This window comes from Mycobacterium deserti (genome assembly GCF_025345615.1).
GTDB lineage: Bacteria > Actinomycetota > Actinomycetes > Mycobacteriales > Mycobacteriaceae > Mycobacterium > Mycobacterium deserti.
The window spans coordinates 38,877-53,578 of the sequence record NZ_JAODWD010000003.1 but is presented as its reverse complement, the minus strand read 5'-3'; the positions used below and the strand labels follow the sequence as shown (position 1 = coordinate 53,578).

The 14,702-nt window shown below is 65.5% G+C and carries 15 protein-coding genes; 10 read left to right on the top strand and 5 right to left on the bottom strand.

The features are described 5' to 3' along the window. The first annotated feature begins 93 nt into the window (after window positions 1-93). A complete protein-coding gene (locus N4S67_RS11550) occupies window positions 94-1,956 on the top strand; it encodes a putative bifunctional diguanylate cyclase/phosphodiesterase (RefSeq protein WP_260993131.1) in 1,863 nt (620 codons plus the stop codon). On the opposite strand, the gene N4S67_RS11545 is transcribed toward N4S67_RS11550, so the two are convergent. Then, window positions 1,903-2,808 carry a hypothetical protein gene (locus N4S67_RS11545; protein ID WP_260993130.1) on the bottom strand — a complete coding sequence of 302 codons (906 nt, stop codon included), beginning with the start codon at window positions 2,806-2,808 and terminating at the stop codon, window positions 1,903-1,905. The genes N4S67_RS11550 and N4S67_RS11545 overlap by 54 nt on opposite strands. A gap of 506 nt (window positions 2,809-3,314) precedes the next feature. Here N4S67_RS11545 and N4S67_RS11540 point away from each other — a divergent pair. Together N4S67_RS11540 and N4S67_RS11535 are read left to right on the top strand one after the other, a co-directional pair. Next, a complete protein-coding gene (locus N4S67_RS11540; RefSeq protein ID WP_260993129.1) occupies window positions 3,315-3,977 on the top strand; it encodes a TetR/AcrR family transcriptional regulator in 663 nt (220 codons plus the stop codon). Between the two features lie 86 nt (window positions 3,978-4,063). After that, window positions 4,064-4,723, top strand: coding sequence for a ScbR family autoregulator-binding transcription factor (locus N4S67_RS11535; protein WP_260993128.1), 660 nt, complete (start codon window positions 4,064-4,066; stop codon window positions 4,721-4,723). A 3-nt stretch (window positions 4,724-4,726) separates the two neighbouring features. Here the strand turns inward: N4S67_RS11535 and N4S67_RS11530 are convergent, their stop codons facing one another. Continuing rightward, the gene (locus tag N4S67_RS11530) at window positions 4,727-5,089 is read right to left on the bottom strand and encodes a PAS domain-containing protein (RefSeq protein ID WP_260993998.1); all 363 of its coding nucleotides are present in this window, start codon (window positions 5,087-5,089) and stop codon (window positions 4,727-4,729) included. Between the two features lie 185 nt (window positions 5,090-5,274). Between N4S67_RS11530 and N4S67_RS11525 the strand changes: the two genes are divergently transcribed. Then, complete coding sequence (locus tag N4S67_RS11525; RefSeq protein ID WP_260993127.1) at window positions 5,275-6,507, top strand: acyl-CoA dehydrogenase family protein; 1,233 nt, start codon at window positions 5,275-5,277, stop codon at window positions 6,505-6,507. After that, a complete protein-coding gene (locus tag N4S67_RS11520) occupies window positions 6,507-7,631 on the top strand; it encodes an acyl-CoA dehydrogenase family protein (protein WP_260993126.1) in 1,125 nt (374 codons plus the stop codon). Before N4S67_RS11525 ends, N4S67_RS11520 begins: the two co-directional genes overlap by 1 nt. Window positions 7,632-7,635: 4 nt before the next feature. Here the strand turns inward: N4S67_RS11520 and N4S67_RS11515 are convergent, their stop codons facing one another. Further along, window positions 7,636-8,100 carry a YbaK/EbsC family protein gene (locus tag N4S67_RS11515; RefSeq protein WP_260993125.1) on the bottom strand — a complete coding sequence of 155 codons (465 nt, stop codon included), beginning with the start codon at window positions 8,098-8,100 and terminating at the stop codon, window positions 7,636-7,638. 36 nt (window positions 8,101-8,136) lie between these two features. On the opposite strand from N4S67_RS11515, the gene N4S67_RS11510 reads away from it, so the two are divergent. After that, window positions 8,137-9,033, top strand: coding sequence for a DMT family transporter (locus N4S67_RS11510; protein WP_260993124.1), 897 nt, complete (start codon window positions 8,137-8,139; stop codon window positions 9,031-9,033). Between the two features lie 15 nt (window positions 9,034-9,048). Here N4S67_RS11510 and N4S67_RS11505 read toward each other — a convergent pair whose 3' ends face one another. Further along, complete coding sequence (locus tag N4S67_RS11505) at window positions 9,049-10,287, bottom strand: fatty acid desaturase family protein (RefSeq protein ID WP_260993123.1); 1,239 nt, start codon at window positions 10,285-10,287, stop codon at window positions 9,049-9,051. Window positions 10,288-10,295: 8 nt separating this feature from the next. Then, window positions 10,296-11,438: a ferredoxin reductase gene (locus N4S67_RS11500; protein ID WP_313959941.1), complete on the bottom strand. Its 1,143-nt coding sequence runs from the start codon at window positions 11,436-11,438 to the stop codon at window positions 10,296-10,298. A gap of 237 nt (window positions 11,439-11,675) precedes the next feature. Here N4S67_RS11500 and N4S67_RS11495 point away from each other — a divergent pair, with 237 nt between their 5' ends. The 4 genes from N4S67_RS11495 to N4S67_RS11480 all read left to right on the top strand — a co-directional run bounded on the left by N4S67_RS11495 (window position 11,676) and on the right by N4S67_RS11480 (window position 14,588). Beyond that, on the top strand, window positions 11,676-11,864 hold the full coding sequence (locus N4S67_RS11495; RefSeq protein WP_260993122.1) for a helix-hairpin-helix domain-containing protein: 189 nt from the start codon (window positions 11,676-11,678) through the stop codon (window positions 11,862-11,864). Window positions 11,865-11,948: 84 nt separating this feature from the next. Further along, entirely contained in the window at window positions 11,949-12,947 is a 999-nt protein-coding gene (locus tag N4S67_RS11490) for a glycoside hydrolase family 6 protein (protein WP_390893381.1), read from the top strand. A gap of 76 nt (window positions 12,948-13,023) precedes the next feature. After that, on the top strand, window positions 13,024-13,365 hold the full coding sequence (locus tag N4S67_RS11485; protein WP_260993120.1) for a YciI family protein: 342 nt from the start codon (window positions 13,024-13,026) through the stop codon (window positions 13,363-13,365). Further along, window positions 13,362-14,588, top strand: a complete 1,227-nt coding sequence (locus tag N4S67_RS11480; protein ID WP_260993119.1) for an RNA polymerase sigma factor — start codon at window positions 13,362-13,364, stop codon at window positions 14,586-14,588. Before N4S67_RS11485 ends, N4S67_RS11480 begins: the two co-directional genes overlap by 4 nt. The last annotated feature ends 114 nt before the right edge of the window (window positions 14,589-14,702 follow it).

Below are 14,702 nucleotides of genomic sequence, written 5' to 3'. Positions count from 1 at the left end.
CGGACGGTGTCAGTGCGCGCCCGCCCGCGTTTCCGGCGGAGCGTTTGCCCAAGGTCCGCCTCGCGGCACGGTGTGCCAGTATTCTCGGAGTCAATGTCCGAGAAGAGTACGTCCAACAGCCTGGATCTGGTTGTCACCGCCGTCGCCACGCAATTGATGGCGGTAAATGCGGCTACCTCGGTCAACGTAGCTAGGAAGGTCCTCGCCGACCTTGTCGCGCACTTCGATGTCGATGCCAGTTTCCTTCGACACAACGATCACAACATCCGCGCGACAAAATTGGTTGCTGACTGGCCCCTGAGACCGAACGTGCCGGATCCGGACCCCCTTGCGGTGGTCTATTTCGACGAGGCGGACCCGGTTTTCGCACTCGCCGAGCACCTGAAGGAACCGGCCGTCTTCCGCCCGGAACCGGCTACCGAGGACTACCAGCGCCGAATTCAGGAGAATCGCCATATTCCTCCCACGTCGATGGCGTGTGTGCCGCTTCTCTCGGGCGATGTCACCACGGGCGTGCTGGGCTTCGTCAAGTGGGGCGATCGGGATTGGCGCGCAGAAGAACTCAACGCGCTCAAGGCAATTGCTTCACTATTCGCCCAGCTTCAGGCGCGCGTGGAGGCGGAGGATCAACTGCGTTACCTCGCCGAGCACGACGACCTGACCGGCCTGCACAACCGTCGCGCGCTACTCGCCCATCTTGATGAGCGGTTGGCTCCAGGTATGCCCGGACCTGTGTCGGCGTTGTTCTTCGACCTCGACCGACTCAAAGCCATCAACGACTACCTCGGTCACACCGCAGGCGACTGGTTCATCAGGGTTCTCGCCGAACGCCTGCGGGAAGGCACTGACGGCCGGAGCCTGATCGCCCGGCTCGGTGGTGACGAGTTCGTTGTCGTGCCGGCGGCCCCAATGGAGTCCGATACCGCCGAGGCGCTGGCCTACCGACTGCAGTCGATCCTGCGCGAACGCGTGGCGATCGACGGCGAGATGCTGACCCGTACGGTCAGCATCGGGGTGGCGCTCGGTTTTCCCGGTCGCGACACCACGTCCGATCTCCTGCGGCGAGCCGACCAGGCCGTGCTCACCGCCAAGAGTTCCGGCGGCAACAAGATCGCGGTGTTCTCCGACGAGATGTCGCTGGACATCGAATTCCGCAACGACATCGAACTCCACCTGCAGAGCGTGATCGAGAACGGTGCGCTGCTACTGCACTACCTCCCCGAGGTGGACATGCGCACCGGTGAGATACTCGCGGCCGAGGCGCTGGTCCGCTGGCAACACCCCACGCGGGGTCTGCTGTCTCCGGATGCGTTCATCGGGGTCGCCGAATCGATCAACCTGGCAGGCGAACTGGGGCGTTGGGTGATGCGCTCGGCGTGTGCGGAGTTCGCACGCTGGCGGGCACAGGGTGTCGGACACGATGCGGTGCTGCGAATCAACGTCTCGCCGGTTCAGTTGGTCACCGACGGCTTCGTGGAGTCAGTTGCCGACATCATCGAGGAATTCGGGCTCGACGGGGGTTCGGTCTGTCTGGAGATCACCGAAAGCGTTGTCGTGCAAGACATCGAGACGACGCGGATAACGCTCGCGGGCCTGAGGAACGTCGGAGTACGAGTCGCCATCGACGACTTCGGCACCGGATACAGCGTGTTGTCTCACCTGAAATCCCTGCCGGTCGACACACTCAAGATCGACAAGAGCTTCGTGCGTGAACTCGGTTTCAACGCGGGCGATCTCGCCATCGTGCGCGCCGTCATTGCGCTGGCGGAGGCGTTCGACCTGCAACTGGTCGCTGAGGGAGTCGAGACCGAGACGGCCGCTTTGACGTTGTTACGGCACGGATGCCATCGTGCGCAGGGATTCCTCCTGTCACGCCCGGTCCCAGGGGGCGAGATGGCGGCGCTACTGGCTCAGGGGCGGATACCCCTGCATTTTTCCGCAACGCCACACGTGTGAGTGGGCCTGCGTCTCGTGCATGTTCGCATGCAGTTGCCGATTGGGCACCCGGCAGACAGAGGGAACGTCTTGGTCGAGGGGCTCCGAGGTGAGCAGCTCGACGCGCCCGAACCGGCTGGCATAACGGCCGACCATGCACACCTTCATGGTGCCGTCCGCCGGTAGGTGGCGAGGCGTCTTGGTGTGGACGCTCGACGAGTCGGCCCCGACAACCAGACCGTGACGGGCCCGAATCGCCAGCGGACCGTCATTGGTGTCGAATAGCGCGCCCACCGCCATGCCTTCTTCGAACACGATGCGTTGCAATGTCGCGTCGCGACGCTCCTCGATATCGCGTTTGCGCGCCTCGACGGCGAGCCACTCGAGAAGCGAGCCACCGACATTGCCCGGATCGACTCGCATGGTGCCGAGTTCGGCGACCTCGATGAGATCTCCGTCTGAGGTCTGCAATGGAGTCGATTGCCAATTCGACAGGCGCGTATAGAGGTATCCGGTCGGCGACGCCAAACAACGTGCCGTCCACTCCCGCAGCTTGGAGCCGACGAACGGCGGCACCGTGCGGGTGTTCTCGGCCGGGGCCGGGTCGTGGGCCACTCGAATGGGCACGTCGACGTCCATGCGTGACCGGCGCAGCGGGCCGAGGTCGGCCGACAGCTCCGCAAGATAATTCTGGGTCTCCACGTCGGGCGTGTCTGCCAGCCACGGGTGCGTGCCGATCTGCTGCTGCGCAGCGCCGCCGGCTGACGGCGCGAGGAACACGTCGCCGCCGACATCAACGACCGAGATTGCGCTCGCCAACCCGCCGGCGCCGAAGCCGATGCATACCAAGTCGACTTCTGTGTCCCATTCCACCCATTCCACCGTCAACTACCCCTATGTTGCTTGTACGGTCGACTGCTGGTCGCGAACGTGCTGTTCTCGCTGTTCAAGTGAAGTTGCCACAGTCCACGCTGGGATTCGAGGGGGTTTGCCGACGCGGACTATGGCAACAGCATGAGAGTATCGCCGCCCCCGCTGCAGCGATAGTGGACTCGCCGGTGCCGCGGGCCGGCCAGCAACGTCGGCCGCCAGCGACTGCCACCCGTCGAGCATCCGACCGCGAGTCATCACAAGAGGTACCTTACATACTTTTCGCATGAAATGGAGCCATCGAAATGACTTAGAGTCTTGAGCTACGAACGGTCAACGCGGCTTGACGTCGCGAAAGTACGAAGGGTGTCGCCCCCGGAAAAGCGTGAGCTGCCAGATTTGGTTATGCGTGCGCGTGTCGCGGATGAAAGAATCGCGGAATTGATTAATTTACGGCAAACACGATTACCTTCCGTCCGGCGCCACATTTCAGATTCCGAGGTCCCGCTGTGACCGACCAGATCGATCGACGATCGGACACCACGCGGCAACAGATACTCCGGGCCGCGTCGCATCAGTTCGCACACCGGTCGTATAGCCGGGTGAGCCTCGATGACATCCTTGCCGACGCAGAGGTCACCAAGGGCGCCATGTATTTCCATTTCCGCTCCAAGCACGCACTGGCGGCCGCGATCGTCGAGCAGTGCGCCGCGGGCGCCCGAGGAGCCGTCGAGGGCTTGTTGGCGCGTCGCCTGTCGGGCCTCGAGACGCTCATCGACATGTCGTATCTGATCGCGATCGACGACATCGGCGACGAGTCGGCGCGCGCCGGGTTGAACCTGCTCGAGTCGATCGGCCGCACCGACGGGTTGCAGCTGAGCATTCTGGGCGACTGGGTCGCCGCCTTGGCCGCAATCGCCCAAAAGGCGGTCGAGGAAGGCGACATTCCGCAGCGCCATGATCCCGAGGCTGTGGCCCGCCTACTGGTGTCGATGTACATGGGTCTGCGGCAGGCCAGCGACCTGGCCAAGCCGGAGCGGTTCCTGGCCGACCTGCAGGAGGCGTGGGCCCTCATTCTTCCGGGCTTCGTCGACGGGGACCGAGTCGACTACCTCCAAGAGTTCATCAAGCGGCGCACGGCCGTGGCCGTCAAGAAGGCGACGCCGCTCTGAGGATTCTTACCCCATGAATTAAGATGCCCGTCCAGGGCCATCACCACCCGGTAGGGCCGTAGGAGCTTCCGGAGGGTACTCGGACAATGGTGCGGCAAGCCCGATCCGAGGCCACCCGTCGTCGGATCATCACCTCAGCGGTGGATCTGTTCAACGAGATGGGTTACCCCGCTACCGGTTTGGGCGACATCATCGAGCGCGCAGAGATGACCAAGGGTGCGCTGTACTACCACTTCGAGTCCAAAGAGTCGTTGGCCACCGCAATAATCGAGGAAGGCAGCGCAAATCTGTTCGACGCCTTCCGTAACATCTGCCAGTCCTCGGCGCCTGCCCTGGAGTGTGTGATCCACGGCGTTTTCGTGGTCGCCGACATGCTCGGCACCGACAGTGTCGCGCGCAGTGGGACACAGCTCATGCGGGCGTTTGCGGAGTTCAATGACGCTGCTGCCCGTACGTACAACGGCTGGCTCGACGAGATGTCCCGGCGGGTGGCGGACGCGATCGACGAGGGCGACCTGCGCTCGGATCTCGATCCGCGGGCTGTCAGCGCGGTGATCGTGAGTGCGATGATCGGCGCCGAAGTCCTCGCCAGCGCAACGTCTTCGGGAGCCGACGTGCTCCCCCGCATCGCCCATGTGTGGGATGTGCTACTGCCGGCAGTCGTTGCCGAGGAGTCCCAGTCCTATTTTCGCGAGTTCCTGGCGCGAGAGACGATGCGCCACACCGCGACCTCCGCCGAGACCTGACGGCTAGAACTCCTCGACCCACAACCGCTCGGTCAAGTCTTGGAATGTCGCAAGCACTACCGGGTCATCGCCACGCAGGAGAGCGGACTTGCTCATCCTGGCCCGCACGATCGACTTGTCGTGATGCAGCAGTTCGACGATCAGGTCGGCGTGAGCGCGTACCACTGAGACGACCGGCTCGTCGGGCGGCATGGTGTGAAAGATGTCCCGGAAATTCAGCGCCTTGAGCGCCTCTGCCGTGTAACCGAGCATGTCCGCGAAGGCGGCATTGGCGAACAGGATCGCGCCGTCCTCTGCGATCGCCAGAACCGGGACGGGCAAACGTTCGAGAACGACGAGGGCGGGCAGTTCCTTCAGGAGCGCCATCGGTGTTTGGCCGGCCTGTTTGTCTCGTCGCCGCCGCTCCATGCCTCGATTATTACCGGTCCGCCGGCAGTCGGCACACACCAGTTGTGCGCCGGCTCCCCATCGGCACCATCAGCAGGCCCGACTGTCGCCACATAACTAACTAGGTTTACTCTGTTGGCAACTCTGCAGACAGGGGATCGACGATGGACCTCACGTGGTCGGAGGCCGACCTGGCATTCCGCGAAGAGGTGCGGGCCTTCTTGGACGCCAAGCTGACACCGGAACTGCGCCAGGCGGGCCGCCTCATGACGAGCGTGTACGCCGACCACGAGGCGAGCATGGAATGGCAGCGGATCCTTCACGAGCGTGGCTGGGCCGCGCCGGCCTGGCCCGTCAAGTACGGCGGCTGCGACTGGAGCCTGACCCAGCACTACATCTTCAGCAGGGAGTCCCAGCTCGCGGGCGCCCCGTCCCTGTCGCCGATGGGCATCCGGATGGTGGCGCACGCGCTGGTCAAGTTCGGCACTGACGAGCAGAAGGACTTTTTCCTCCCGCGGATCCTGACCGGCGAGGTGTTCTTCTGCCAGGGCTACTCCGAACCCGAGGCGGGGTCGGACTTGGCGGCGCTGTCGATGGCGGCGGTCGCCGACGGTGACGACCTCGTGTGCACCGGAAGCAAGATCTGGACCACGCACGCGCGCGAGGCGAACTGGATGTTCGCCCTGGTGCGCACATCGCGCACCCAGAAAAAGCAGCAGGGCATTACGTTCGTCCTGGTCGACATGGCGTCGCCGGGCATCGAGATCCGCCCGCTGGTGATGACCTCAGGGGAGGAAGTCCAGAATCAGGTGTTCTTCGACGACGTCCGGGTGCCCAAGTCGAACGTGCTCGGCGAGATCGACGACGGCTGGACGGTCGCGAAGTACCTGCTGGAATTCGAACGTGGGGGCGGTGCCTCCTCGCCCGCGCTTCAGGTGATGGCCGACGAGATCGCCACCGTTGCAGCCGATCAGCCCGCACCAAGCGGTGGTCGCCTGATCGACGACGCCGCGTTCTCCCGCAGACTCGCCGATGCCAGGATCCGCACCGAGGTTCTCGAGATTCTCGAATACCGGGTGCTGGCCACCGTCGCCGAAGGCAAGAACCCCGGCACGGGGGCCTCGATGCTCAAGGTGTTGGCGACCGAATTGAGCCAGACGCTCACCGAATTGGCGATGGAGGCGGCCGGCCCGCGCGGTCGGGTGTACCAGCCTCATGCCACCTTCCCCGGCGGACCGGTGGCCGAATTCGCACCGCCACCGGACGGATACGTCAGCGGCGAGCCATGGCAGGCGGTCGCGCCACTGCGGTACTTCAACGATCGAGCCGGTTCGATCTACGCAGGCAGCAACGAGATTCAGCGCAACATTCTGGCCAAGGCGGCGTTGGGACTGTAATGGACTTCAAACTGAGCGACGAACAGGAACTGCTGCGCGATGGGCTCGGCAAGTTCCTGTCGACACGATACGACTTGGAGAAGAGTCGGGCGGCCGCTAAGACCGGACCCGGATGGCAACCTGAGATCTGGCGCGGTTTCGCCGAAGAACTCGGTATCCTCGGTGCCGCATTGCCGGAGGAGATCGGCGGAATCGGCGGTGGCGCAATCGAAGTCATGGTCATCGCCGAAGCGCTCGGGTACGCGTTGGCGGTGGAACCGTACGTGGACACTGTGGTGGTGGCAGGTGGATTGCTGCAGCGGGCGGGTGGCCCCGCAGCGACGGAACTGTTGGGGCGCATCGTCGGAGGCTCCGCAATCGTCGCATTGGCGGCGACGGAGCCGTCGTCGGGCGACAACTGGCGCGACGTGTCGACGACAGCCGAGCGCGACGGTGAGGGATGGGTGCTGCGCGGCGAGAAGATCGTGGCGGCCAGTGCGCCGTTGGCGACCCACCTGCTGGTGACAGCGCGCACCGCTGACGGAATTTCGTTGTTCCTTGTCGATGTCGAGCGCGACGGCGTCGAGATGCACGCGTACCGCACCGTCGACGACCGCCGCGCGGCTGACATGACGTTCGATGGCTTGCGCCTCGCGGATGACGCGCTGCTGGGCGAGCAGGGCCAGGCGTGGCCGTCCATCGAACGCGCCCGCGACGAGGGCGCGACGGCGGTCTGCAGCGAGGCCGTCGGCGGCATGCGCAAGGTGTTGTCGGACACCGTCGAATACGCCAAACAGCGTCACCAGTTCGGCCAGCCCATCGGCAGCTTCCAGGTGCTGCAGCACCGCATGGTGGACATGTACATGGAGTTGGAGCAGTCGGTCGCCGCGGTCTACCTCGCCGTGCTGAAGTTGGACGCCGAGCCGACTGTGCGCGCGCGGGCGGTATCGGCCGCCAAGTCCACCGTCGGACGGGCCGCGCGCTTCATCGGGCAGCAGTCAGTGCAGTTGCACGGCGGCATGGGCATGACCGAGGAACTGGCGATCGGTCACTACTTCAAGCGATTGACCGCCGTTCAGTACGAGTTCGGCTCCACCGACTACCACCTCACCCGGTACGCGGAGCTGACAAAGCATTCGCAGTAACCCGTCAGCGCACTTGAACGGCAACGCCTTCGGTGAGTGCCAGCAGCTGATCGTAGGTCAGCGGCATCACCGAGTCGGCAGTGCCCGCCGCCGTCCAGATCACCGGATAGCGAGCCAGCGTCTGATCGACGACGGTGCGCAACCGGCGGGGATGACCGGTCGGTGCCACTCCCCCGATGACCTGACCGGTCGCGTCGCGCACAACGCGGGGACTGGCCTTGCCGATCGACGAAGCGCCCAGCACGCCGGCAAGCACATCGGTGTCTACGCGATGGGCGCCGCTGGCCATCACCAGCAGCGGTGCACCGTCACAGTCGAAGACCAGGCTGTTGGCGATCGCGCCGACCTCGCACCCGAGTTGGGCGGCGGCCGCGGCGGCCGTCTTGGCTTCGGCGTCGAGGATCGTGATCTGCGGGTCGATACCGGCAGCGGCGACTGCGGCCGCTACCTCGGCGTTGCGGATATTCACACGACAATTGTCGGTGCCGACTCCTAATGTGACCACGTGAGCTCGCGCGGATGGATCCTGTTCGTCGCGATGAGCATCATCTGGGGCATCCCGTATCTGTTGATCAAGATCGCGGTCGAAGGTGTGTCGGTGCCCGTGCTGGTCTTCGCGCGGGTCGCCGTCGGTGCCGCGGTCCTGCTTCCGCTGGCGCTCTCGCGTCGAACGTGGGCGATCGTGCGCACCCATTGGCCAGCCCTGCTGGGGTTCGCGTTCTTCGAAATCATCGCGGCATGGTGGCTGCTGTCGGATGCCGAACGCCACCTCACCAGTTCGATGACCGGACTGCTCATCGCGGCGGCGCCGATCTTCGCGGCCGTATTGGACCGCCTCACCGGCGGCGAAACGTTGGGTCCGAGAAGGGTGCTCGGACTTGCCGTCGGCATAGCAGGGGTCGCGGTACTCGCCGGCCCCCATATCGGCGGCAGCACCTGGCCGATAGTCGAGGTGCTCCTCGTCGCGCTGTGTTACGCGATCGCCCCGTTGATCGCCGCGCGTCGCCTCGCCGACGTCCCGACGCTGCCGATGACCGCGGTCTGCCTCACCTTCGCCGCGTTGGTGTATGCGGGGCCGGCCGCGGCGACATGGCCGGACGAGTTGCCGTCCACCCGTGTGCTTGTGGCGCTAGCCGGCTTGGCGCTCATCTGCACCGCACTGGCGTTCATCGTGTTCTTCGCGCTGATCCGCGAGGTCGGCGCGGCCCGCGCGCTGGTGTTCACCTATCTCAATCCGGTAGTGGCGCTGACGGCCGGGGTGATCGTCCTCAACGAACCACTGACGGCGTGGAATATCGGCGCGCTGGTGTTGATCTCGATCGGCTGCGTGCTGGCGACTCGTCGCCGGAGGGAACCCGAGACCGACGTCGCGACAGAGCCGACCTCAGTTGCGCCGCGATGACATCGCGGGCCAGCCTCACGCGGTGGCGATAGCCCCGTTCTCGAGTTCGCGCATCGCGGTGCGCAGACCGCGCCGTTTGCCGGTGGCGGGATCGATGCCGAAGCTCTCCCGCATGCCGTCGCGAATCCGGAACTTGAGCTCCGAGTTCGTTTCCGGCGCATTGTCGGAGGTGGCTTTGAGCAGCTTGTCGGGCAGCGCCAGCTTCGCGATCGTCCAGAACGACTGCATGTACTGGCGGCCCAGCGATCCGGTCGTGTAGGGCAGGTCGTACTTGTCGCACAGCGCGCGCACCCGCTCGCTGATCTCGGCGTAACGGTTGCTCGGCAGGTCTGGGAACAGATGGTGCTCAATCTGGTAGCACAGGTTGCCGCTCATGAAGGCCATCACCGGGCCGGCATGAAAGTTCGCTGACCCCAGCATCTGTCGCAAATACCATTCGGCCTGCGTCTCGTTGTCGAACTCCTCTTTCGTGAACTTCTCCGCCCCGTCGGGAAAGTGCCCGCAGAAGATCACCATGTAGGCCCAGTAGTTCCGAATCAGGTTGGCGACCGCGTTGGCGCGCAGGGTGTGCTTCCAATTGCGCCCCGACAAGGCCGGGAACACGATGTAGTCCTTGCCGACCTGCTTGCCGACCTTCTTGCCGATGATCCGCAGGTCCTTGCGCACCTCGGCCAGCGACTTCTCTCCCTTGCGGTACTTCGTCGTCTCGAGACCGTGGGCCGCGACACCCCACTCGAACAGTGTGCCCAGCAGCAGGTTGTAGATCGGGTTGCCGATCATCCACCGCTCCCAGCGCTGATCACGGGTGAGCCGCATGATGCCGTAGCCGATGTCGTCGTCCAGCCCGACGACGTTGGTGTACTTGTGATGAATGAAGTTGTGCGACTTCTTCCAATGGGTGCCGGGAGCGGTGGTGTCCCACTCCCATTCGGTGGAGTGAATCTCCGGGTCGTTCATCCAATCCCATTGGCCGTGAATGATGTTGTGCCCGAGTTCCATGTTCTCGATGATCTTGGCGACGCCCAGCATCGCCGTGCCCACGGTCCAGGCCACCTTGTTGCCGCTGAAGAACAGCACCGCTCTGCCGCCCGCAGCCAGCGCGCGCTGCAATTGGATCGCGCGGCGAATGTAGCGGGCGTCCTGCTCTCCGCGGGACTCTTCGATGTCTGTGCGGATGGCGTCCAGCTCCCGCGCCAGCGCCTCGACGTCCTCGGCGGTCAGGTGCGCGTAGCGCTTGATGTCGGTAATAGCCACAGATCCCCCTAGATTTTGAGCGTGCAGTCGCCGGAGGCAGTCGACACGCAGGTGTTGATGCGGTCGCCCGCACCGTGTTCGTCGCCGGACCGGAAGTCCCTGACGTGACCGTCTTCCAAGGGCAGAACGCAGGTCTGACAGATCCCCATTCGGCAGCCGAACGGCATCTGAATTCCGACCTTCTCGCCGGCCTCCAAAAGCGAAGTCGCACCATCGATCTCGATGGTCTTGTCAGAGATCGAGAAGGTGACCGTGCCGCCCTCGCCGCCCTTGTCCGTGCGGGCGATCGTGAACCGCTCCATGTGCAGGTCATCGGATAATCCCTCGGCGTCCCAGACGGACTCGACCGCGTCCAGCATGGGTGTCGGACCACACGCCCAGGTAGGCCGCTCCCGCCAGTCCGGCACCAGATCGTCGAGGCGCTCGAAATCGAGCTTGCCGTCCTCCTTGGTGAGCTGCAGGTGCAGTTTGTAGCCGGGCTGGCTGGCTTCCAGGGCGCGAAGCTCGTCGTGAAAGATGACCTCTTCCGCTGAGGGCGCGGAGTGCAGATGCATGATGTCGGGGCTCTGCCCGCGTGCGGTCAGCGAGCGCAGCATCGCCATCAGCGGGGTGATCCCGCTGCCCGCGCTGACGAACAACAGCTTCTCCGGCGGCGGGTCGGGCAGTGCGAAATCGCCCTTGGGCGCCGCGAGTCGAACGATCGTCCCAGGCGTGACGCCGTCGACCAGGTGGGTGGACAGAAATCCCTCGGGCGTCGCCTTCACGGTGATCGTGATGAGCTTCTTATCCCGCACCGGCACCGAGGTCAGCGAGTACGACCGCCAATGCCAACGGCCGTCGACCCGCAACCCAATACCGACGTACTGGCCGGGTTTGTAGTCCGCCGAAAATCCCCAGCCCGGCTTGATCGTCACCGTGGCGGAGTCCGCCGTTTCGTTCTGCACGTCGACGATCTCTCCGCGCAGTTCCCGTGCGGTCCACAACGGGTTGAGCAGTTTGAGGTAGTCGTCGGGCAGCAGAGGCGTGGTAGCGCGCGCGGCCAACCCTCGCAGCACGTTGACCTTCGGGGTTCTGGCGGTGTCGACATTCTCGGCGGGCTTGACGCTCCACCGGACCAAGTCACGCAGCGTCGCAGCCACAGGTGGTCCCACCTCTCCGTCGTGCGTGATCCGTATTGAGTGTACACATGTACACCCAGTACCCCGCTACGGGGAAATCCACACGCAGCGATTTCTGCGGCTCGCAGGCATGACTGATAGTTCGAGTGCCGAGCTCTACGTCAGGACGCAGATCCCCGCGAGATATGTTCCAGCGCTTGTTTTCTGGTCTTATGTCACAGCATCGCCAATCGCGTGGTCAATCGCCGGCGAGGTGCCTATCCTCGGCGCATGACCGAGGCAGAGGATCGCGGCGCAGTCTTCGACGGTGTCCAGATCGGTCGTCCCGCGACCGGCGCGTTGCTCGACGCCGGTTACCGCGCCAGCGCAGACCTGCCGGCGGATCTTGACGAACTTCTCGCCTTGCACGGCGTCGGACCGAAGGCCGTGCACCTGCTGCGTCAAGCACGGGCGCACTGAGCTCATCGACGAGCGGCCGGGGAAGCCATCACCGATGACGGTGATTGGCGCTTGCCACGTTGTCACACTAGTTTTTCCGGGGTGATGTCCTCAGCTGGCAATGCGATCGCTCGATGGTTTGTCCCCTTCCTGGCGGTTGCAGCCGTCGCCGGCATGAGTCTCGCCGGCGACCCGGGCCAGCTCGGTCCCCCTCCGGCAGTGCGCCTGGCCGACGAGGTCAACCCGTTGGCCGGAGCGCCCTTCTACGTCAACCCCACTTCGGCCGCCATGCGCGCCGCGCAGAGCGCCGATCCTCCGAGCCCAGAGTTGACCGCCATCGCCAACACGCCTCAGGCGTACTGGATCGTCCCGGGTTCCTCGGCAGCCACGGTCGCGAAGTACACCGGTGACGCACAGGCTGCCGGCGCCATCCCAGTCCTGACGCTGTATGGAATTCCACACCGCGACTGCGGCAGCTTCGCCGCGGGAGGATTCGCGACGGCGACGGAATATCGAAGCTGGATCGACGGCATCGCCGCCGACGTTGGCCCCAGGCGGGCGGCGGTCATCGTCGAACCCGATGCGCTTGCCATGGCCGACTGCCTGTCCGGTGAGCAGCGGCAGGAACGTTTCGACTTGATTCGTTACGCCGTCGACACGCTGACCCGAAACCCGGGCACGGCCGTGTACATCGATGCCGGTCACTTGCGCTGGCACAGCCCCGAGGAAATGGCTGCCAGACTCAACCAGGCCGGTGTGGACCGCGCCAGAGGCTTCAGCCTCAACACCGCGAACTTCTTCACCACCGAAGATGAAATCGGTTACGGCGAGGCGATTTCGGGGCTGACAAACGGTTCGCACTACGTGATCGACACGTCGCGCAATGGGGCCGGACCAGCGCCCGACTCGCCGCTGGACTGGTGCAACCCCGGCGGGCGAGCACTGGGCACTGCGCCCACCGCGGCCACCGCAGGCGCGCATGCCGACGCCTATCTGTGGATCAAGCGTCCCGGCGAATCCGACGGATCATGCGACCGCGGTGATCCGCCTGCGGGCACCTTCGTGAATCAGTACGCCATCGACCTGGCCCGCAACCGCGGCTGAGTCGAGTCAAGTTCACCGAGACACCCGTCCGGCGGTAAGCCCCTCCCGTCCGTCCCGTCGAGGCAGAATCGGCCGCATGAAGTACGTCCTTCTGATCTGCGACGACGAGACGGATTCGCCGACCAACGAGGAGTTGGCCGCAGACCCGGTGTATCAGGCGTGGGAGGCGGATCTGGCACAACGCGGCGCCGAATTGGCCGGTGAGCGGTTGCGGCCGACGATCGACGCCACCACCGTCCGGGTCCGCGACGGCGAAACCCTGGTATCGGACGGGCCGTTCGCCGAGACCAAGGACTTCGTCGGTGGCATCTCGATCGTGGAGTGCGCGAATCTGGACGAGGCGATCGAGATCGCCGCCGGCCATCCGTACGCCCGCAGGGGCAGCGTCGAGATCCGCCCGGTCTGGGTCTGGGAGTGACCGAACCCGACGACATCCGCACTGCCGTAGACGCTGCGTACCGCGAAGAGTGGGGCCAGGTGGTCGCGACCCTGATCGGGTTGACCGGCGATTGGGACCTGGCCGAGGAATGCGCGCAGGATGCGTTCGCCGCCGCGCTGGCGACGTGGCCGCGCGACGGCGTCCCCCACCGCCCGGGCGCCTGGCTTACGACGACGGCCCGCAACCGCGCGACCGACCGCCTCCGCCGGGACACCGCCGGTGCCGCCAAGCTCCGCCAACTGGCCGTGCTGACCGCCGACCCGGATGAGCCGCCGGTGGAAGAGATCCCGGACGAGCGCCTGCGGCTCATCTTCACCTGCTGCCATCCGGCGCTGCCGTTCCCGGCCCGGGTCGCGCTCACCCTGCGCACGCTGGCCGGGCTGAGCACCGCCGAGATCGCCCGTGCGTTCCTGACCGCCGAACCCGCGATGGCCAAACGCCTGGTGCGCGCCAAGCGCAAGATCCGGGAGGCGGGCATCCCCTACCGGGTCCCGCCCGCCGAACTCCTGCCGGAGCGACTCGCCGCCGTGCTCGCGGTGCTGTACCTGATCTTCAACGAGGGCTACGACGAGCAGGACGAGCAGGATGTACGGCGGGCGCTGACGACCGAGGCGATCCGGCTGACTCGGGTCCTGGTTCGGCTGATGCCGCAGGAGCCGGAGCCGGGCGGCCTGCTGGCCCTGATGCTGCTGCACGAGGCCCGGCGGGCCACGCGGACCCACGACGGGGTGCTCGTCACTCTGGAGCACCAGGACCGCTCCCGGTGGGACCAGTCGCTGATCCGCGAGGGGGTTCAGACGCTCGAGCAGGCGCTGGCAGTGAGCCGGGCCGGGCCGTACCAGCTGCAGGCGGCGATAGCCGCGTGCCACGCGACCGCACCCGACGTCGCGAGCACCGACTGGCCACAGATCGCCGCCCTGTACCGCGAGTTGGCCCGATTGGCGCCGTCGCCGGTGGTGGACCTCAACCGCGCCGTCGCGGTCGCGATGGCCGAGGGGATCCCGGCCGGGTTGGCCCACGTCGACGAGATCGCGGCGTCCGGCCGGCTCGACGGGTACCACCTGCTGCCCGCCACCCGGGCTGATCTGCTTCGTCGTGCGGGCCGCACCGCCGAGGCCAAGGCGGCATACGAGGAAGCCCGCAGACTCGCGCCGACCGACGCCGAGCGCCGCTACTTGTCCGGCCGCCTGCGCAGCCTCTGACAGCCCCTCGAAGTTCTTTCGCCCGCGGTGTCCATCCCGGGCGGCCGCCTTCGTCGGTGGAGAAAGTCCACCGAACAGAAGGGGAATCTCGTGAGTACTCAACAAGCGGCCGTC

Bases quoted from the DNA above. Each gene is read 5' to 3' on its own strand.
- N4S67_RS11550 (WP_260993131.1), top strand. From the start codon at position 94: ATGTCCGAGAAGAGTACGTCCAACAGCCTGGATCTGGTTGTCACCGCC.
- N4S67_RS11535 (WP_260993128.1), top strand. From the start codon at position 4,064: ATGGTGCGGCAAGCCCGATCCGAGGCCACCCGTCGTCGGATCATCACC.
- N4S67_RS11530 (WP_260993998.1), bottom strand. From the start codon at position 5,089: ATGGCGCTCCTGAAGGAACTGCCCGCCCTCGTCGTTCTCGAACGTTTG.
- N4S67_RS11525 (WP_260993127.1), top strand. From the start codon at position 5,275: ATGGACCTCACGTGGTCGGAGGCCGACCTGGCATTCCGCGAAGAGGTG.
- N4S67_RS11520 (WP_260993126.1), top strand. From the start codon at position 6,507: ATGGACTTCAAACTGAGCGACGAACAGGAACTGCTGCGCGATGGGCTC.
- N4S67_RS11495 (WP_260993122.1), top strand. From the start codon at position 11,676: ATGACCGAGGCAGAGGATCGCGGCGCAGTCTTCGACGGTGTCCAGATC.
- N4S67_RS11490 (WP_390893381.1), top strand. From the start codon at position 11,949: ATGTCCTCAGCTGGCAATGCGATCGCTCGATGGTTTGTCCCCTTCCTG.
- N4S67_RS11485 (WP_260993120.1), top strand. From the start codon at position 13,024: ATGAAGTACGTCCTTCTGATCTGCGACGACGAGACGGATTCGCCGACC.